At 69.8% G+C, this 19,167-nt stretch carries 14 protein-coding genes; 4 read left to right on the top strand and 10 right to left on the bottom strand.

Going from position 1 to position 19,167, the window contains the following annotated elements; genetic code table 11:
- Positions 1–4: 4 nt before the first annotated feature.
- The 3 genes from HUA76_RS21505 (at position 5) to HUA76_RS21495 (ending at position 3,870) form a co-directional block, all read left to right on the top strand.
- Positions 5–940: a metalloenzyme gene (locus HUA76_RS21505; protein WP_174461919.1), complete on the top strand. Its 936-nt coding sequence runs from the start codon at positions 5–7 to the stop codon at positions 938–940.
- Between the two features lie 20 nt (positions 941–960).
- A complete protein-coding gene (locus HUA76_RS21500) occupies positions 961–1,869 on the top strand; it encodes a hypothetical protein (RefSeq protein ID WP_174461918.1) in 909 nt (302 codons plus the stop codon).
- 144 nt (positions 1,870–2,013) lie between these two features.
- Positions 2,014–3,870: an ATP-binding protein gene (locus HUA76_RS21495; protein WP_174461917.1), complete on the top strand. Its 1,857-nt coding sequence runs from the start codon at positions 2,014–2,016 to the stop codon at positions 3,868–3,870.
- Positions 3,871–3,892: 22 nt separating this feature from the next.
- On the opposite strand, the gene HUA76_RS21490 is transcribed toward HUA76_RS21495, so the two are convergent.
- From HUA76_RS21490 to HUA76_RS21475, 4 genes are all read right to left on the bottom strand, one after another.
- A complete protein-coding gene (locus HUA76_RS21490) occupies positions 3,893–4,921 on the bottom strand; it encodes an OmpA family protein (protein ID WP_217439908.1) in 1,029 nt (342 codons plus the stop codon).
- A 424-nt stretch (positions 4,922–5,345) separates the two neighbouring features.
- The gene (locus HUA76_RS21485; protein ID WP_246137863.1) at positions 5,346–7,076 is read right to left on the bottom strand and encodes a TldD/PmbA family protein; all 1,731 of its coding nucleotides are present in this window, start codon (positions 7,074–7,076) and stop codon (positions 5,346–5,348) included.
- Between the two features lie 117 nt (positions 7,077–7,193).
- Positions 7,194–8,513, bottom strand: coding sequence for a nucleotide sugar dehydrogenase (locus tag HUA76_RS21480; RefSeq protein ID WP_174455257.1), 1,320 nt, complete (start codon positions 8,511–8,513; stop codon positions 7,194–7,196).
- A 67-nt stretch (positions 8,514–8,580) separates the two neighbouring features.
- Positions 8,581–10,656: an alginate lyase family protein gene (locus tag HUA76_RS21475; RefSeq protein ID WP_174461915.1), complete on the bottom strand. Its 2,076-nt coding sequence runs from the start codon at positions 10,654–10,656 to the stop codon at positions 8,581–8,583.
- A 252-nt stretch (positions 10,657–10,908) separates the two neighbouring features.
- Here HUA76_RS21475 and HUA76_RS46090 point away from each other — a divergent pair, with 252 nt between their 5' ends.
- Entirely contained in the window at positions 10,909–11,877 is a 969-nt protein-coding gene (locus HUA76_RS46090; RefSeq protein WP_174454983.1) for a histidine kinase dimerization/phospho-acceptor domain-containing protein, read from the top strand.
- Between the two features lie 6 nt (positions 11,878–11,883).
- On the opposite strand, the gene HUA76_RS21465 is transcribed toward HUA76_RS46090, so the two are convergent.
- The 6 genes from HUA76_RS21465 to HUA76_RS21440 are packed head-to-tail and all read right to left on the bottom strand — an operon-like array spanning position 11,884 to position 18,975.
- Positions 11,884–14,430 carry a response regulator gene (locus HUA76_RS21465; RefSeq protein WP_174461914.1) on the bottom strand — a complete coding sequence of 849 codons (2,547 nt, stop codon included), beginning with the start codon at positions 14,428–14,430 and terminating at the stop codon, positions 11,884–11,886.
- Positions 14,431–14,439: 9 nt separating this feature from the next.
- On the bottom strand, positions 14,440–15,000 hold the full coding sequence (locus HUA76_RS21460) for a chemotaxis protein CheW (protein WP_141644718.1): 561 nt from the start codon (positions 14,998–15,000) through the stop codon (positions 14,440–14,442).
- A 7-nt stretch (positions 15,001–15,007) separates the two neighbouring features.
- Positions 15,008–15,418: a PleD family two-component system response regulator gene (locus HUA76_RS21455; RefSeq protein ID WP_141644719.1), complete on the bottom strand. Its 411-nt coding sequence runs from the start codon at positions 15,416–15,418 to the stop codon at positions 15,008–15,010.
- Positions 15,415–17,019, bottom strand: coding sequence for a methyl-accepting chemotaxis protein (locus HUA76_RS21450; RefSeq protein WP_371745583.1), 1,605 nt, complete (start codon positions 17,017–17,019; stop codon positions 15,415–15,417). Before HUA76_RS21450 ends, HUA76_RS21455 begins: the two co-directional genes overlap by 4 nt.
- Before the next feature lie 31 nt (positions 17,020–17,050).
- Entirely contained in the window at positions 17,051–18,412 is a 1,362-nt protein-coding gene (locus tag HUA76_RS21445) for a protein-glutamate O-methyltransferase CheR (RefSeq protein WP_174461912.1), read from the bottom strand.
- Positions 18,409–18,975, bottom strand: a complete 567-nt coding sequence (locus tag HUA76_RS21440) for a chemotaxis protein CheW (RefSeq protein WP_141644722.1) — start codon at positions 18,973–18,975, stop codon at positions 18,409–18,411. The genes HUA76_RS21445 and HUA76_RS21440 overlap by 4 nt, the downstream gene beginning before the upstream one ends.
- Positions 18,976–19,167: the final 192 nt, after the last annotated feature.

Below are 19,167 nucleotides of genomic sequence, written 5' to 3'. Positions count from 1 at the left end.
AGCCGTGCGCGTCGCGCTCCTGTTCATCGATGGTGTGGGCATTGGCCGGAAGGACCCGGCCATCAACCCGCTCGCCCACCGTGAACACCTGCTTTCCTTCTTCCAGGACGCCCCAGGCCCCACCCTGCCGGACGGAGGGCGCTGTATTCCCGTGGACACGACGTTCGGCGTGTCCGGAAGGCCCCAGTCCGCCTCGAACCAGACGGCCATCCTCACGGGAGACCCGGCCCCCGCCCTCATCGGCCAGCACGTGCTGGGCTACCCCAACGCCCCCTTGCGCGGGCTGCTCGCGGACCGCTCCATCGTCAAGCGCCTGCTCGCGGCCGGCCGCACCGCCACCTTCGCCAACGCCTACCCCGCGCCCTACCTGGACGCGCTCGGCGTCCCCCGGCGCCCCACCACCCTGCCTCCGGAGTTCACCCCGACACCCGAGGCCCGGCGCCGCATGAAGCCCTCCGCGTCCAAGCTGGCCTTCGCCGCGGGCCCCGTGCCCCTGCGCACGCTGGAGGACGCCCGGGCCGGAGACGGCCTCACCCCGGACATCACCGGCGCCAACGCTCGCGCCTACGGCCTGCCCGCCCCCGAGCGCACGCCCGAGGAGGCCGCCGACATCTTCTGGCGCGTGACCGCGGGCGCGGACTTCACCTTCTTCGAGCACTACCTCGCGGACGAGGCCGGCCACGCGCAGGACTTCGTCGCGGCCCATGCCGCGCTGGACACCTTCGACGCCTTCCTGCGCGCCGTCGTGGCCCACCGTCCCGCCGATGCCCGGGTGATGGTGTGCAGCGACCACGGCAACGTCGAGGACCTGTCCACGCGAGGACACACCCTGCACCGCGTCCCCGTGCTCTACTTCGGCCCCCCCGCGCCGGACGTCGACGGCTTCACCACCGTCGCGGACGTGGGGCGCGCGGTGCTGCGCTGGCTCGGGGTGGAGTGAGGCTCGTGACGAGGGGATGGATGCGAAGACAGGGGAGCCTCGGCCACGCCCTGGTCCTGCTGGTGCTGGGCTTTCTCGCCGGCTGCTCCGCGCCACGACGAACCACCATGGACGTCCCGACGGACGCCATGCGAAAGCCCGGTACGCCCACCGCCAGCGGAGCGCGCATCACCCTGGAGTTCCAGCCGCGAGACTCCGACGCCGCCACCCAGGTCCGCCTCGCCGTCGAACGCGCCCTGCCGCGCATGGCCCGCTGGGGCACCTTCGACGACTCCGTCGCCATCATCATCCACCCCAACCACGCCGCCCTGGAGCGCGCCGCCAACCGCCCGGACCATGACTTCCTGCGCGCGTGGGCCCGCTACGAGCAGATCGAACTCCAAAGCCCCCGCACCTGGACGCTCCTGGGCGCAAGCCAGGCCCAGGTGGACGAGCTGCTGCTGCACGAGCTCACCCACAGCCTGATGTATCAGGTGGCCTCGGACCGCCTGGGCTGGACGCGCAAGCGCATCCCCCTGTGGTTCCGCGAGGGCATGGCCTCGTACACCGCCGAGCAGGGCTACCGCGTCACCTCCCTCGAGGACCTCGCCCGCTACTGGAGCACCCATCCCCGCGCGGACCCGCTGGCCCAGGCCGACACCCTCTACCGACGCGAGAGCGACATCGTCTACGGGGCCGCCCACCACGCCTTCACCTTCCTGGCCCGCCGCTACGGCGAGCCCGTGGTGCGGGGCATCCTCCACGCCATGAGCCAGGGGCCCGACTTCGCCGAGGCCTTCACCCAGGCCGTGGGCCTCTCCCCCGACACCTTCCTCCAGGACTTCCGCCGCTACATCCAATGGCGCGGATTCAAGGGCGGCAGGCAACTTCGCCTCGCGCCCCCTCCTACTCCGGAGCCGCTGGGCATCCCTCCCCCCACCTCCCCCTGAGTCGCCGCCACCACCTGTTGCCCGGTTGCATTTTTTAAAACTGCACACTGGATGCAGAGAACAAACTGGTGGCACAATTTCGGCCGAGCTGAAATCCGCGCCACAGGTTGGGGAAGCCTGTGCGGGGACGGGAGGGGGTAATCGATGGCCGAGCAGCAGCGGAGCAGCCCAGCGCTGTCCGCCGAGGCAACGGACTCTCGGACACTGCTGGAGCGACTCCAGCAGTCCGCCGACGTCCTGGATCAACTCAGCGTGACGCGAGCCCCGGGGCTTCCCGAGGGCGCGCAGGTGACATTGCGCCAGGAAGCCGAGGCCCTGCGGGAGATGCGCGGGGAGTTGGGGCTCCTGCTCAAGAGCTGGTCGCTGCTCACCGACACGTCCCAGAAGCTGCTCAACCTGCCACCCGACGAATTGGAGGCTGGCGTCCGCGCCGCGCTGGAAGTCCTTGGCCGGCAGATCGACGCGCAGCGCGGTTACGTCAACCTCCTCTCCGACGACGGCGAGCACCTGTCGGACTCCTACGAGTGGTGCGCTCACGGCATGCAGCCCCACGGACTGGCGACCCACCGGGGACGCTCCGTGGTGGACTTCCGCTGGTCGCTGGACGAGCTGCGCGCGGGCCGCATGGTGACGGTGACGGACGCGGCGAAGCTTCCCCTCGAGGCCACCGAGGAGCGTCGCCTCTGCGCCCTGCTGTCCATCCGCTCCTACATCAACGCGCCGCTGCTGCTCGCGGGCCGGTTGATCGGCTGGATGGGGTTCGACGCCATGGACCAGCCGAGGGAGTGGAAGCCGGAAGAGCGGCACCTGATGCGCTTGACGGGCCATGTGCTGGTCAACGCGGTGGAGCGCAAGCGCCGGGATGCGCAGCTCCTCCAGGAGAAGGAGCGGGAGCAGCGCGCGCAGTCCCTCGGCATCCTCGCGGCGGGGCTGGCGCACGAAATCAACAACCCGCTCGCGTACACGGCGGGCAACCTCGAATACCTGCGCGAGCGACTGCCCGGCCCCAACGAGCCCACCGACGAGGAATGTCGCCAGGTCCTCGACGAAGCCCTGGAGGGCACGCTGCGAATCCAGCGCATCGTCGCGGACCTCAAGGCCCTCTCGGCCACGAGCGCCGAGGCCATGGAGCCGGTGGACCTCAAGGCCGTCACGGAGAGCACGCTCCGGATGGCGGCCAACCAACTGCGCCACCGGGCGCAAGTCGTGCGCGACTACGACACGGAAGTGCCCCGGGTGCGTGGCACCGCGACGAAGCTGGGCCAGGTGCTGCTCAACCTGGTGCTCAACGCCGCCCACGCCATCCCCGACGGGCACGCCTCCCAGCATCGCATCACCGTCGCGTTGCGCGCCGAGGCCGATGAGGTGCGGCTCTCCATCAGCGACACCGGCTGCGGCATCGCCGCGGACGTCATGCCCCGCATCTTCGACCCGCTCTTCACCACGCGTCGCTCGGGCGAAGGCATGGGCATGGGCCTGGCCATCTGTCGCGACATCATCTCCGCGCTGGGGGGACGCATTGGCGTGAGCAGTGAGCCAGGCCAGGGGACCACCGTGGAAGTGTTCCTGCCTCGCGCGGAGCATGACGCCTTCGTCGCACCGCTCCCCCGGGTCGGCCCTCCGTCCCTGGGGCGACGCGTGCTGGTGGTGGATGACGAGCCTCGCGTGCTCGACTTGATGCGCAGGCTCCTGCGAGGCCACGAGCTGGTCACCCTCGCCAATGGCCGCGAGGCACTGGCGCACCTGGGCCAGGACAGGGCCTTCGATGTCATCCTCTGCGACTTGATGATGCCGGAGCTGACGGGCATGGACGTGTACCACTCCGTCCGCGACACCTGGCCGGGGCTGCATGACCGCATCGTCTTCATCAGCGGCGGCGCGTTCACCCCGGAGACGAAGCGCTTCCTCCAGGAAGTGCGCAACCCGGTGCTCGCCAAGCCCTTCGAGGCGCAGCACCTGCGCGACATGGTGATGACGGTGGGCTCCGCGCGGCTGGAGTGAGCGCCAGGCGGAGGCTCGCGACTCAGAGAGGCGACGGCTCCGCGACCAACTCCACGCGGCGGCTGCGCGCGAAGCACCCTGGAGTCCCGTCATCACACGGAGGCTGGTCCGCGCCGTGCGTCTCCAGCAGCAGGCGGCTTCCCTCCACGCCGAGCGCCTCGAGCCTCGCTGCCACGGACTGAGCGCGCCCCAAGCCCAGCGACGCGTTGACGGACTCGGTCCCCAGCACATCCGCGTGGCCCCGCAGCCGGACGCGCAGGCTCGGACGCTCACGAAGACAGTCCGCCGCGCGCAGCAGCGAGGATTCCCCGTCCGGGGAGAGTCGGGTGTCGAAGAAGGCGAAGAAGATGGGCTCCAGTTCGCAGGTGCCAGGAGGCTCGGCACCGGAGGACACGGAGGCCGTGGCCACGGATTGAATGGGAGACAGCCGTCGAGCCTCCGCGAGCACCTCATCGACGACCCGCGCCGCCACGTCCTCCGGGAGCGGCCTGTTCGCAGCGGCGCCGTACTCGATTCCCACCACCGCTTCCTGGGGCTGCCCCATGAGCAGGAAGGCGGGACGTTGTTGCCACTGCACGGTGACGCCGTCGCGCTCATACGCCGTCGAGGTGATGCGCACCGTGTCGCCGGGCCGCGCGTCGAGCGTCACGCGCCCGCGCATCACGAAGCGATAGCCCTCCACGTACGAGAAGACATCCGAGCGTCCCTCGTACACCGTCGTCACGTCGAGCCAGTGCAGCCCGAGCGGCAGCTCATGCCGGGGGCCGCCCGACGCGCTCCGCGCACCATCTTCTGGGGCCGATGGCAGGGGGCGTCCATCCAACGTGGACTCCACCGAGATGAGCTCCCAGTTACCACCCGGGCTCAGCCTGTCGTCGTGCACCAACTCCAACCACGCTTCGCCCGTGGGCAGGGGCTCCGCGCCTCCGACGCCGCCCACGAGGAGCACGAACAGAACACCCAGCGCCGACAGCAGACGCCTCGCGACACGACCTCCGTCACGAGACGTCGCACGACTCCACATGACGCCAGCCTTTGCTCGCGGCGCCATGCGGCGCAATAGACTCCGCGCGCCGCAACTTACGTCCCGGGCCGTCGCACGACTCCACGCAACGCCAGTCCTTGCTCGTGGCGCCATCCGGCTCCACAAACCCCTCGCAACGCGACCTCCGTCCCGGGACATCGCATGACTCCACGCAACGCCAGTCCTTGCTCGTGGCGCCATCCGGCTCCACAAACTCCTCGCAACGCGACCTCCGTCCCGGGACATCGCATGACTCCACACGACGCCAGTCCTCGCTCGCGGCACGGCACGGTTTCTTCTCGGCGGTTCGCCCTCCGCGCCTGAATCAGCGGCTCGAGCCGACAACAGACGCCACACGACGCGGGCTCCCCTCAGGAGCACCGCGCCGCTCTCCGCCCATCCGCCCGGCGGTGCCGGACGTTCTTTGTGCCATGCCCCCCGCATTGGCGAATCAGGGCTTCTCGCGAGCCGGCGACGCCTGCAGTGTCGTCGGGCTGGGGAGGATGGGCGGACGGTCCTTGCCTTCGACCGCGCGCTGGAGCTCGATCTCCTGGAGCAGCGCCGCGGGCGCCACCGTGGACACGGGCACGTTGCCGCTCTCCGCGCCGCAGAAGCCGTTGAAGATGCCCCGCTTCTCGCCGGTGGCCATGATGCGGTTCACCGCTGACAGCGGCGTGCCCACAATCTCCACGCCACGCACCAGCGACTCCTTTCCCGTCTTCACATCCACCCGGTACACCATGCGCGGAACCCCCTTGAAGGCCTGGTAGCCGTAGCTGGACGTGTTGGTGTTGCCCCCGGTGATGTCGCGGATGATGAGGCCATAGGGCTTGTTCTGCCGCTTCGCCTCGTCGATGAGCATCTGCTTCAGCTTCGCGTCGCTCACCTGCCGCGTGCTCTCCACCATCAGATTCGCCATGCGCGCCACCGGCTTCAGCGTGCCCTGGCTGCGCCCGTGTCCGTTGGAGTTGAGGAACCCATCCACCGGACGTCGACCCAGCAGGTAGTTTCGCAGCACGCCCTTCTCCACCAGCGTCACCCGCTGCCCCTTCACTCCCTCTTCGTCATAGAGGTAGTACCCGTTGAGCGGCTCCCCGGCCAGTGCACGTTGGGACGGGTCATCGTGGATGGACAGGAACGCGGGCAGCACCAGCTTCCCGATCTGCCCCTTGAAGGTCTTCCCCTCGTTGTCCCCATCCTGCCTGTCGCCCTCCAGCCGGTGCCCCACCGTCTCGTGGAAGAGCACGCCCGAGGCCTCCGGCGCGAGAATGGCGGGCCCCGAGTACGGGTCGATGGCGGGAGCCTGCCGCAGCGCGAGCAGCTCCTCGATGACCTTCGCCGCCGCCGCGCGCACGCGTTCATCGTCCGGGAGCCCCGCCTCCGTGGGCGCGTAGAAGTCACGCGAGTCATCCAGGAGCTGCCCGTCCGGCGCCCGCGTCACCGCCGTGACATGGAGCCCGTACAACGTCTCCTCCGTCACCAGCCGCGTGCCCTCCGTGGACACGAACAGCCGAGTCACCTTGTCCGAGGTGACTCGGACCTCCGAATCGAAGATCTCCGGATGCGCGTTGAACTGCGCGGACACCTCACGCGACAGCTTCACCCAGCGCTCGCGGTTGAACGGGTTCGCCACCGGCGGCTGGACGAAGCTGCTCGCCTTCTCCTTCGTGAAGGAGGCCGGACGCTTCGGGTCCTCCACCGAGTAGACGTCCTCGCCCTTCTTCTTCAGGAACTGGAAGAGCGCCGACTTGTACTTCTCGTCGGTGATGAGCCACAGCGCGGTGCGCAGCGCCAGCGGCGAGTCATCCAGCGGGCCTTCCTTGCGCGAGGTGTAGCTGGTGCCCTTGGTGGAGAAGGAGAACTCCAGCCCCTCCTCGACCGAGCTGTCGAAGGCATAGTCGCCCACCCGCGTGTCGACGTAGAGCCGACGCTCGCGGTAGCCGTCGTCCAGGAAGACGGCGCCATAACGCGCGGCCACGACCTCCTGCGCGTAGTCCTTGAGCTGGTAGCTCATGAAGTACGGCGGCTCGTGACTCTGGAGCTTGAGCTGCTGTTGGTTGCGCGACAGCTCGCTCGACATCGCATCGAGCAGCGTCAGTCGCGAGTCCTGCGCGGGCGTCGCCGCCAGCAACACGGCCGAGGCCGCCAGCAGGGGGAGAACGGGTCGGGTGAGGGAATTCACGGCCCCCACTGTACCCAAACCACCCCGCAAGACGAGCAGGTCCGCCGACCCCAGGTGCCCCTCCCGACACCTGGAGTCGTGGACCCCTGCCCGGAGGGTCGGCTTCCGGGCCCCTGCTTACGCCTTGGTCACCTTCTCGCGGCCCAGGGACACGCCCTTGGTCGCGTTGCGGGTGTCAATCACACACGACGAATTCGCCACCACCGCCGCGTAGTCGATGTTGGAGTGGTCCGTGAGGATGATGACGACGTCGTAGTCGCCCAGCTTCTCCGGCACCAACGGGACGGACTTCATCTCCATGTTGAAGCCGTGGCCCTTGTGCAGCTCGGGCACGTACGGGTCATGGTAGCTGATGTCCGCGCCCTTCTCCGCCAGGAGCGTCATGATGCGCAGGGAAGGACTCTCGCGCATGTCGTCGATGTCCTTCTTGTACGCGGCGCCCAGGCAGAGCACGCGCGCGCCGTTGAGCGTCTTGCGGCTCTTGTTGAGCGCTTCCATGGTGCGCTGCACCACGTAGTACGGCATCTGCCAGTTCACCTCGCCGGCCAGCTCGATGAACTTGGTGTGGAACTCGTACTCGCGCGCCTTCCACGTCAGGTAGAACGGGTCGATGGGGATGCAGTGCCCACCGAGACCCGGGCCCGGGTAGAACGGCTGGAAGCCGAAGGGCTTGGTGCTGGCGGCCTGGATGACCTCCCACACGTCCACGTTCATCCGGTCGCAGAGCATCTTCATCTCGTTGACCATGGCGATGTTCACGCAGCGGTAGATGTTCTCCAGCAGCTTGGCGAGCTCCGCCACGCGGGTGGAGGACACCGGCACCACTTCCTTCAGCGCGCTGCCGTACAGCGCGGCCGCCACCTCGGAGCACTCCGGGGTGTAGCCACCGACAATCTTCGGAATCGTCTTCGTGTTGAAGTTCTTGTTGCCCGGGTCCTCGCGCTCGGGGCTGAAGGCCAGGTGGAAGTCCACGCCCGCCTTGAGGCCGTTCTTCTCGAGCAGGGGCTTGAGCACCTCCTCGGTGGTGCCCGGGTACGTCGTGGACTCCAGGATGAAGAGCTGTCCCCGGCGCACGTGCGGCGCGAGCGACTCACCCGTCTGGATGATGTAGCTCATGTCCGGCTCACGCGAAGCCGTCAGCGGCGTGGGCACGCAGATGATGACGCAGTCCAGGTCCTTCGCCTTCGCGAAGTCGTTCGTCGCCTTCAGCTTGCCGGACTTCGTGAGCTCCGCCAGCGGCCCGCTGGGGATGTGCTTGATGTAGCTCTCGCCCTTCTCAATCTTGTCGAGTTTGCGCTTGTCGACGTCGAGCCCCAACACCGGGAAGCCCGCCTCCGCGAACGCCATACCCAAAGGAAGACCGACGTACCCCAACCCCACCACACCGACCTTCGCCTCCCGCCGACGAATACGCTCCAACAGCGGGCTGCCGACCATCACCCTCATCGTCCTCACCTCTCCTGATGCGACGTGCCGTCAAGACGGTCACGCCCCGACCCGAAACTCACCTGAAGACAACCAACCACCTCAAACCCGTCGGAGGCTTCACCTGCCTCCGGAACTCCACCGTCATCGCCGGCACCACCCGCCCGTAGCCGGGTGAATACCCAGACGCCACCAGTCCAGACTCCAGTCCGCGCTCCAGCAGAATCCATGCGAGCGGCGCGCCCGCGGGGCCCAGCTCCACCGCGAGGGGCTCGAACTCCAGCGGTTCCTCCGCCGCGCGCTGCGCCCGGGCGAGCACCTGCGCATCCGGCGTCACGCGCCGCGCCTGCTCGTCGGGGAGATGAAAGCGTCCAATGACTTCGTGCTGCCCGGTGCCGATGAAGCTGTCGCACCCCGCCAACGCGCGCTCGTGCCGGTTCAACCGGAACGTGCGCTCGATGCCCACCGGCGCGGGGAGCATGCGGTACCCATCATGACGGACACGCAATCTGTCCACGCTCGAGCCAGGAAGGAAGGCCACCACGCGCGCCTTCGCACCCTCGGGCAGCGCGAACAACCGCGCGGGGTCCAACGGGGCCTGCTCCGCCCCATCCACCTGCACGGTGTTGTGCGCGGCCGTGCCACGAAACGCGTTCCGCATCGCCGGCTCTCTCGTGTACGAGCCCGTGCCAGGGTCGACGATGAGAGGACGGCCGCCCAGGTGCAACTCGAAGGACAGCTTGTCGTTGTGGCTGTGCCCGCCCACTCCGCGCTGCCCCTGCTTGCCCGCGCTCACCGTGACGACGGCTCCCGCGCCCCGCAGCACGTGGAAGCCTCCCTCGGGAAAGCTCACGGACAGAGAAGGCGCCGCGGGCGACAGCCGACGGTGACGCTCCATGCCCGCCTGGCCCAGGAGCCACGCCGCCTCGTCCGGCGGCTCGCCGCCTCCCAGGCCCGCGTCTCCGAAGAGGGCCGCGCCCAGGCCCACCAGATAGCCCTGCTCCAGGTCGCCCCGCTCCCGCAGGGGGAAGACGCGACCGGAGTCGTTGTCACCCAACTGCGGCGCCAGCCCCGTCTCCGAGCACCACGCGCGCACGACATGGAACATCCTGCGCAGGCGCGTCTCATAGGCCGTGCCGAGCGCCACGCCCGAGCCCCGCGCCACCAGCAGCGCCAGGGTGAACAGCTCCACCGACAGCCGGTGGTAGGGAATGGAGCCCTCGAAGGACGTGCCCTCGACATGCACCTGCGCGGACATCTGCTCGCACAGGCCCGACACCGCCACCGACACCTGGCGCGACGTGTCCGGCAGTTGGGGGAAGAGCAGCCCCACCACGAGCAGGCCGACGTAGTTGGAGACGAGGTGGTTGTTGGGCACCGCGCCCCGGTCCTCGAGATGCGCCTCCACCCAGGACAGATGGTCCGCGAGCGAGCCCAGCACCGGCACCAGGAACTCCGGACGGCGCACCACGGCGGCATCGGAGAACATGACCAGCGCCTGCGCGAGATTGGCCGCGCGCAGCGCCACCTCCATGGCGCACGTCCAGTGGACGCCCTGCCCCACGGGATTGGCCTGCAGGAAGTCGAGCACCTGCATGGCGAAGGCGGAGGAGAGCCTGTCGCGCTCGTCCGGTGACTTCTCCACCCAGTAGCCCTGGGCCAGCGCGATGGCGCTGTCGAGCCGCCCCATCACCCAGGGGTACTTCGGGTCATTCCCCTTCGAGTGGAGCGGCATCCGATCCACGGGGGCCAGCGGATATCGGTGGCCACTGAGCGCGTCCAGCGACCAGTCCACCGGGCGGCCCTCACCAAAGGCGACGCGCGTTCCAAAGACGTCCCATTCCTGACGGAGCGCGGCCTGGGCGCGGGCCCTGGCACGCTCACGCGCTCCGGGAATGGCCGCGAGCGCCTCCAGCACGGAGTCACGCTGGGACAGCTCACACCAGACACGGGAGGCTCGATTGCCGAGGGCTCTTTCCGCCAGCTCCTCCGCACGGGCCGCGCCGAAGGCTTGAAGCAGCAACACCTCATCGGTGCGCTCGCGCCTTCGATATCGCGCCTGCCGTGCCACGCCTTGCACTCGCCGCATCGCACTGAGGGCCAGGGCCCCCGGAGCGAGTCTCGCGATTGCCGCGTAGTAGTCGAGAGTCCCCATTCGTCCCTTCCGCAGCCCGTCGCAGTGGCCGTTAGCAAGGGTCCGGCCAAGGGGTGCATGCGAGGAGTTGAGCGGGTTTGGGCGATCACCCTGCCCCGCGGGACAGTAAAAAGTCGGGAGCCCGTCGGCGGACGTGGGTAAAGGATTGCCGGTAGGCGTCCCTTTCTTTGCCCTCCGTGGGCAGTGTTGCGCCCTGACCGAGGCGTGCCCATACCTCTGCGCGTGCAAGCCGGTGCTTGGAGTGGGCGGAGCGTGGACCTCACGCTCGACGCAGGGGTGGAGCAGGCGCTCGCGGCGGTGGCCGAGCGCGCGCTGCGCTGTGGCTCCCATGCGGGGATGGAGTTGCTGCTGCGCGAGACGCTCCGGCTGACGGAGGCCTCCGGCGCGGCCCTCTATGATGGGCGCACCTGCGTGGCCAGGGCGGGCACGGGCGTCGCCGGTCCATCGTCGGGAGGCGGACGGCTCCTGAAGGTGTGGCCCGAGCGAACAGGACGCTCGGACGAGCGGGTGCTCGAACGGCTGTCCGCCTTCGCGAGCGCCCTGCTCGCCGCGCATGCCCGCGAGTCCGCCGCCGAAGCCCGCCACGCGCGCCTGTTGGCCTCACGACGCGAACAGGAACGCAACGCGGCCAGTTGGGAGCAGCGCCGCTCGCTCGCGGCACATGACCTGCGAACCCCGTTGATGGTCATCAAGGGCTACCTGGACATGATGATGAAGGGCACCGCCGGTCCCTTGAGCGCGACGATGCAGCGCTATCTGGACCGGATGATGCGCTCGGCCCAGGACCAGCGGGCCCTCATCGACTTCCGGCTGGGACGAGGCAGCGCCACGGACCTGTGTCCACTGCTCCACTCGGCGTTCGGCCCCGATACGAAGCGGGCGTCCCGGTGGAGTGTCGCGCTGGCGGTGCCGGACCGGGCGGTGATGGTGAAGGCAAGCCCGGCGCAGTTGGAGGCCTGGGTGCGAGCCCTGGTGCGCGGGCTCGCGTCGACGCATGCCACGTCCGTGACACTTCAACTGGAGTTGCTCGAACCCATGCGCTGCTGGCGACTGGCCGCATCGACAGAAGGAGGACGCGAGCCAGGTGAGCGCCCGTTCATGTTGCTGGGAGAACTCACGCGGCGACTCGGCGGCAGCGTGCGCTCCCCTGCCCCGGGCGTACACCCTTGGGTCCTCCAGCTCCCGGCGGAGCTGGGACCTCCGGGAGCCTCTAGTTCCTGAGCGACTTCAGCGGGTCGGCAGGAGCTGCCGCACGAGTTCGAGCAGCTTGCCGCGCTCCACCTCGCGCTTGACGAGGTAGCCGTCCGCGCCCGCCTCGAGCCCCGCGGCGCGGTCCTCCGGACTGTCGAGCGAGGTGACGAGGATGACGGGTGTGGAGTGCAGCGTCGGGTGGGACTTGATGCGTCGGGCGAGCCCCACGCCATCCAGTCGCGGCATCTGCCAGTCACTCACGACGAGCTGACACGGCGTGCGCTCCAGGATGCCCCACGCTTCTTCACCGTCCGCCGCCGTCACCACCGGGAAGCCGGCAATCTCGAGCAGCGACTTCATGGCGAAGCGCGTGGTGAGCGCGTCGTCGCACACGAGGATGCGCGGACGCCGCACCTCCGCCGCCATCGAGCGCGTCTCCGGCCGGGCCACGCGAACGAGCTCCGGCGCGTTGAGCACCGGCACCACGCGACCGTCATCCAGCACCGCCGCGCCGGCGAGGTGCCGCACGGTTTGGAGATGTTTGCCCAGGGAGCGCACGACGATTTCCTGCTGCCCCACCACCTCGTCGATGGCGTACAGCACCTTGTCGCCGCCAACGACGATCAGCGCCGCCGTCTGCACGTTCCCCGACTCGATGGCCAGGGGAAGCCGGGGCAGGCCAATGGCCTCCGCCAGCGGCAGGAAGGTCAGCTGCGAGCCGTCCACGCGGGCCACCACGCGCCCCGCCACCGTGCCCACGTCCTCGGGCTTCAGGCGCAGCACGCGCTCCACGCTGTCGGAAGGAATGGCGGACACCGTCGTGCCCGTGCGAACCAGGAGCCCCAGCGCGGAGGCCAGCGTCAGCGGCAGGTCCACCGTGAAGCGCGTGCCCCGACCGGCCCAGAACTCCACGTCGACGGAGCCCTGGAGCCGCGCCGCCATGGCCTGCACCACGTCCAGCCCCACGCCGCGTCCCGAGGTCGCCGTCACCTGCTCTCGCGTGGAGAAGCCCGGCTGGAACACCAGCCGCGCGGCCTGCGCGTCGGAGAGCCGGGCTGCCTCTTCTTCCGACAGCAGCCCCCGGCGCACGGCCGTGGCGCGCACGCGCTCCGGTGACAGGCCGTAGCCATCGTCCTCCACCACCACGCCAATGCGCGCGCCCCGAGGCTCCACTCGCACCGTCAGGCGGCCCGTCTCCAGCTTGCCCGCGGCACGCCGCTCCGCCGGCGACTCCAGCCCGTGGTCGATGGCGTTGCGCACCAGGTGCAGCAGTGGGTCCTTGAGCGCATCGAGGATGCGCCGGTCCAACCGCACATCGCCGCCGGTGAGCTCCAGCGCCACGTCCTTGCCCAGCCGCGTGGCCACCTCGCGCACGGTGCGGCGCAGCGGCTCCAGGAGCTGGGACGCGGGCACCATGCGCAAATCGCGCAGGTCATCGCGCGCCACCTGCGCCACCAGCGCCAGCTGCTCGCCGTCGCGGTGCGCCTCGCGCGACACCTCCAGCAGACGCTTCTGCATCGTCCGCATCAGCGCCACGCCGGAGCGCAGCGACTCCAGCGCCGGCCCGCCACCCGCCAGCGTGAGCTGCGACGACGCGCGCTCCAGGTGTCGCAGCACCTCGTGCGTCCCGTCCGACAGGGCGCGATAGCCTTCCGAGCGCCGCGCCTGCTGCGCGCGCCCCGCCACGAGCAGCTCCACCTGGAGCGCCAGTGACTCGAGCGTCTTCACCGCCACGCGCACCGTGTGGTCGGCCGTGGTGCCTCGCACCTCCGGCTGCGGCGCGGTCGTCTGCGCGCCTGGGGTGCCCGAGTCAGCGGGAGTCGGCGCGGGCACGGCACGCAGCGCATCCACCGTGCGCGCCATGTTGCCCTGCGCCCCACCCTCTTCCAGTTGGGCCCGCAGCTCCACCAGCGTACCGGCCACGTCGGAAGCGGCCAGACTCGCCGCGTCACCTCCGGGCTCCATGCGCGCGAAGCCCAGCGCGGCGGACTCGGCCAGCGTCGCCAGTCGCGTGGCGCCGGACTCCTGCGCCGCGCCTCGCAGCGTGCGCGCCCGCTCCATCGCCTTGCGCACGACGGCCGCCCTGTCCGGGACGTCCGGAGAGCAGAGCGCGCCGAGCGAGGCCTCGAGGAAGTCCAGCGCCTCCATCCCCTGGGCGGACAGGCCCGAGGCCACCGTCGTCGACTGGGGAATGGAGACGTCGCGCCCCAGCAGCTTCAGGAGCGCGCTCAGGCCCTCCACCTCGGGAGACTGGCCGGCGTCACCCCGGGCCATGGCCGCTTCGATGCCGGACAGGCCGCGCAGCATGGACTCCACGGCGGCGCGAGGCAGGCCCGTATCCGGCTCGATGTGGGTCAGCCCGTCTTCGATGGCGTGCACCACCTGCTCGATGTCGTCCAGCCCCAGGCTCGCCGCCGAGCCCTTGAGGCTGTGCACCAGTCGCTTGAGCGAGGGCAACAGGTCCGCCTCGCGCTCGCGAGCCGGGCCCTCCAACCCGAGCACCTTCGCTCCAATGGCTTGGATCTGCTCACGCGTCTCCGCGGAGAACACCGGCCAGATGCTGCGCAAGAGCTGCGGGTCCATGTCGCGCCTCTATTCCCGCGCCTGGCCGGCCGGGCCTCCGAGCTGCTCCAACTCCAGCACCGTCAGCCGGTCCGGAGTCAGGTACAAGAAGGGTCCCGGCGGAGGCTCCGAGAGCTCGGACTTCGGCAACTCCTTGCGGCCCTCCACCAACTCCGCCGCCAGGCCGAACGTCTCCTCACCAACCTCCACCACCACGATTTTTCCCAGGTCCGACATGCCGCCGCCCTCCAGCCCGAGCAACTGGCGGAGGTCCAACACCGGCACCACCCGCGAGCGGCTGGCCAGCGCGCCCAGCACATGCGGCGGCGCACCAGGCAACGGGGAGATGCCGCGCGCTTCCAGCACATGGTCCACGTGCTCGATGCGCACCGCGTAGCGCTCGCCTCCCACCTGGAAGGCGAGCACCGACAGCACCTCGTGGTGCTCCTCGTGACGAGATTCGGCCAGGGCACGCGCACGGGCGCCGAGCACCTCGCGGCGCTTGTCCGCGCTCACCCCGGGCGCGTGGGAAACGTCGAGCTGGGGCTGGGGGCCCAAGGAGTCGTTCACCTTGACCTCGTCACTCGGCATGCGGGCATCACCGGGTCTTCGCGGGCAGCTTCAACATGTCACTCACCTTCGAGCGCAGGTCATCCACCGACACCGGCTTGTTGAGGAACGCGTTGGCACCCACCAGTTTGCCCTTCTGGCGACTCGCGTCGTCCTTCAGGGAGGTGAGCATCATGAAGGGAATGTTGTGCAACTGGGTGTCCGCGCGGACGGCCGCGCACAGGGCGAACCCGTCCATCAGCGGCATCTGCACGTCGGAGATGATGAGATCGGGCTTGAGGTCTCTTGCCTTGCTCAAACCCTCCACGCCGTTGGGCGCGTCGAAGAACTCCAATCCCCATCCCATCAGGTAGACCTGGAGCAAGTTGGTGATGGTCCTTGTGTCCTCGACGATGAGGACCTTCAAGGCCTGTCGTGACGTCGCCACGTTCGCGTTCATAGCTGGTACCTACCCACCAGGTCCGAGAAGCGCTTCGAGAGATTGGTCAGGTTTCCAGCCACCTGTTCGATGCGTCGCGTCCCTATGACGGAGTCTCCCATGGCGGACGTCAGCTCGCCCATCGCCGCGGCGATTTGCTCGACGCCAATCGTCTGCTGCCGGGTATTGCCGGCGATCTGTCGGGCCGCTCCGGACGACTCGCGAATGACTTCGGACAGTCCGAGGATGGCCGAGCCCGCGCCGCGCGCCAGCTCCATCGCGGCCTGTGCCCGCCGACTTCCCTCTTCCGTCGCGCTGACGGCCGCGCGCGTTCCCTTCTGCACTTCGTTGAGCAGTCCGCGCACCTGCTCCGCGGCCAGTCGGGACTGCTCCGCCAGGGTGCGCATCTCGGTGGCCACCACCGCGAAGCCGCGCCCGTGTTCACCCGCCTTGGCCGCCTCGATGGAGGCGTTGAGCGCCAGCAGGTTGGACTGTTCAGCGACATCCTTCACGGTGCTGATGATGTCGCCAATCTGAAGGGTGCGCTCACTCAGGTCGGTAATGGACAGGGCGATGGCCTTCACCTGCTCGCCCAGCTTCTCCATTCCAGCCACGCTCTCCGAGACGACCTTCTGGCCCTCGGTGCTGAGCACCTCCGACTTCTGCGTCTGGGAGATGACGGAGTCCGCGTAGGCGGTCGCCTGCTTGGACGTCTGGGCGATTTCGGCCACGGTGGTGCTCGTCTCGCTGATGGCGGAGGCCTGCTGGTGCGCCATGGCCGACTGCTGCGTGGACGTGGTCAGCACCCCGACGGCTTCCTTCTCCATCTCCGCCGCCGCGCCGCGCAGGTCTTCCAGCAGGTGCGCCAGGCCCTCGGACATGGCCGCGAAGCTGCGCGACACCTCGCCAATCTCATCCGAGGCCACCGTGTCAAACTGCTGGCGCAGGTTGCCGCCCGCGATGCCCGACGCCGCGCGCGCCAGTCGCTCCAGCGGGACGACGAGCAGCCCCGACATGAACCACGACGCCAGCAGGCACGCGGACAGGATGAAGAGGCCGAGCACCAGGGTGAAGCGGGTGGTGCCCTTCAGCGCGTTGGTGAGCGCCTCCTCGTGGAGCGCCACCTGCACGGTGCCCACGCGGCGGTTGGAGCCCCCCTGCGGCGCGAGCACGGGCACCGTGGACTCCAGCACCGACTCGCCGTGGATGACGAGCCTGCGCTCCACCGCGTCCTCGCCCTCGGCGGACGGCTGGTCCGCGCCCGCGAAGCGCTCCGCGGCGACCTCCGCCAACAGCTCGCCCTTCGCGTCGCGCACCAGCACGTAGGCCACGTCGGGCACGTGGCGCAGCACGCCGTGCGCCGTGGCCTGGATGCGGCTTGCGTCCTGGTTGGCCACCAGCATGGGCGCCAGCGTCCTGGACAGCTCCGAGCTCACCGAGCGCGAGCGCCGCGCCAGGTCCTCCCGCTGCGCACCGCTCATCTGCACCCAGAAGGCGAGGATGAGGATGCCGGCCACCAGCACGCCCGTCACGCCCGTCACGGCGACAATCTTGAAACGCAGGCTGAGGCGTCCCACCGCGAGCCGTCCCGGCAGCGTCAGCTTCGTCTCTTTGTCGTCCACGTTGCCTCCCACCGGTGAAGGACGCGCGCCATCAGCGCACACCCTGCCAGCCGGACTGCGTTCTTGGAGCCAGGGCCTGTCGCAGGCCTCCGGCGGTCATCGTTTCCACTCCGCGCAACGGCTGCTCGTCGTCCAGCCCATCGAGCGCGCGCAGCGCATTCTGCCGTGCGCGCTCCGCGTCCTCGGGCCGGTCCATGCGCCCATAGAGCGCCACCAGCGTCGCGTGGCCGAGCGCCAACCTCGGGTCCAGATACAGCGCCTTGCGCACCGCCTCCACCGCCCCGTTCAGCTCTCCGCGCCCTTCCGCCACCATCGCCAGCAGCAGGTACGCCTCCGGCACCAGCGCCTTCGCGGCCTCGCGCGCCAGTGCCTCTGCTTCCTCGAACTGTCCGGCCCGCGCCGCGTCCACCGCGCGCGCCATCGGGTCCTTGAGGACGGAGACGGGGGGCGCCGCCGTCGGGGCCACGATGACGGGCTTCGGCGGAGGCTCCACGGGGGGCGGAGGACGAGGCGGCAGCGCTCGCGCCGCGGCACGCAGGGCCGTGGCGGCGTCGCGAACAGCGCGCGGAGTCGGCGGCGCGGGACGCGTCCATCCGGGAGGAGGCACCCTCAGCGCCACGCTGCCCTCGGCGTCCACCGCCTCCAGGCCCAGCCCGTTGGTGAGGGGCACCTCGGCGGGCGAGACGAAGAGCAGTCCCCCCGGCGCGAGCACGGAGACGAAGTGCTCCAGCACCCGCCGCACCAGCTCCGGTGGGAAGTAGATGAGGACATTGCGGCAGAAGATGGCGCTCGGTGCGCTCAGGGGTGGCGGCTCCGTGGCCAGGTTGTGGCGGCGGAACTCCACCATACGCCGCACCTGGGCCACGACGGAGAGCTGTTCGCCCCGAGGCTCCAGGAAGCGCCGCTCCAATTCCGGCTCGATGTGGCGCAGGGACCAGGGGCCATACAGCCCGTCCCGCGCGCGCTCCAACGCCCGGCCCGACACGTCCGTGGCCAGCACGCGGAACTGCCCCTCCGGCACGCCCGCCGCGAGCAACGCCATGGCGATGCTGTAGGGCTCCTCGCCGCTGGCGCAGCCCGCGCTCCACACCTGGAAGAACGGGCCGGCCTGGGGAAGCGCCAGCCTCGCGAGCGAGCGAAGGTGCTCCGGGTGACGGAAGAAGTACGTCTCGCCGATGACGGCGTACTCGATGAAGGTCTCCACCGCCTGCGCGTCCCGCCGCAAGAGGCCGCGCAGGAAGGACTCGGGCTCCAGGCCGCGAGACTCCGCGGAGCGCGCCAGCGCCGTCTCCAATGAGCGTCGCAGGCTGTGCGCGAGCGTCAGGCCGCAGGCGGCCCGGAGGACCTCCTCGACCTTCACGAGCGTCGCGTCGTCGAGGACGGCCTCGCTCACGTCTCCTCCGACCCCACCAGCACCGCGGAGATGCGCAGCAGCGGGCGAATCCCCTCGGGCGTCCGGCACAGGCCCGCCATCAACCCGGTGCCATCCCACGGCAAGGCCACGTCACCATCCGGAGTGCCCTCCACGAGCACCGGCGCCTCGACAAGGTCGCGGACCCTGTCCACCAGCACGGCGACCGGCCGAGCGCCCTTGCAGATGACCAGGTGCGCATCCAGCGCCGGCTCGCGCGTCACGCCCAGCAGCACGGCCAGGTCCACGGCGACAGCGGGGCTTCCTCTGTAGATGAAGGTCCCCGCGACATGAGGGGGGGCTCCCGGCAGCGGCTCCAGCTCCACCAGACGGACCACTTCCTGGACCGCGTCCGCCACCAGCAGCGCGCTGGTGCCCGCCGCGTCCAGGGTGAGATAGAGGCCCGGCAGTCGCAGCTCTCCCGACAGGGAGACCAGCTCCTGGCGCAGTCGCGCCTGCTCGACCTCCAGCGCGCCAAGACGCTCCTGAACGGAGGCGCGGCGAAGCTGTGCATCCACGACGGGGGAGTTGGGGGTGTCTGCCATGGGGGGCGTCCCCGCCCGCTTCAGCCCTGGCGCGCGGGTGGACTCACGGTAGTCCGGGCCGTGAAGGAGTTCAATGCGGGGTGAAATGGACCGTCCCACACCCGACGGCCCAGGTGTGTGCTGTCAGCCGCCTTGGTACGTCGTGGATCCGCGAGGCCGGGAGTGCGTCCGGAAGTGGAGATATGGTTTGAT

The organism is Myxococcus sp. CA056 (assembly GCF_013336715.1).
Taxonomy (GTDB): Bacteria; Myxococcota; Myxococcia; order Myxococcales; family Myxococcaceae; genus Myxococcus; species Myxococcus llanfairpwllgwyngyllgogerychwyrndrobwllllantysiliogogogochensis.
The sequence above is the reverse complement of the archived record's forward strand: the minus strand, read 5'-3'. Positions and strand labels throughout refer to the sequence as shown.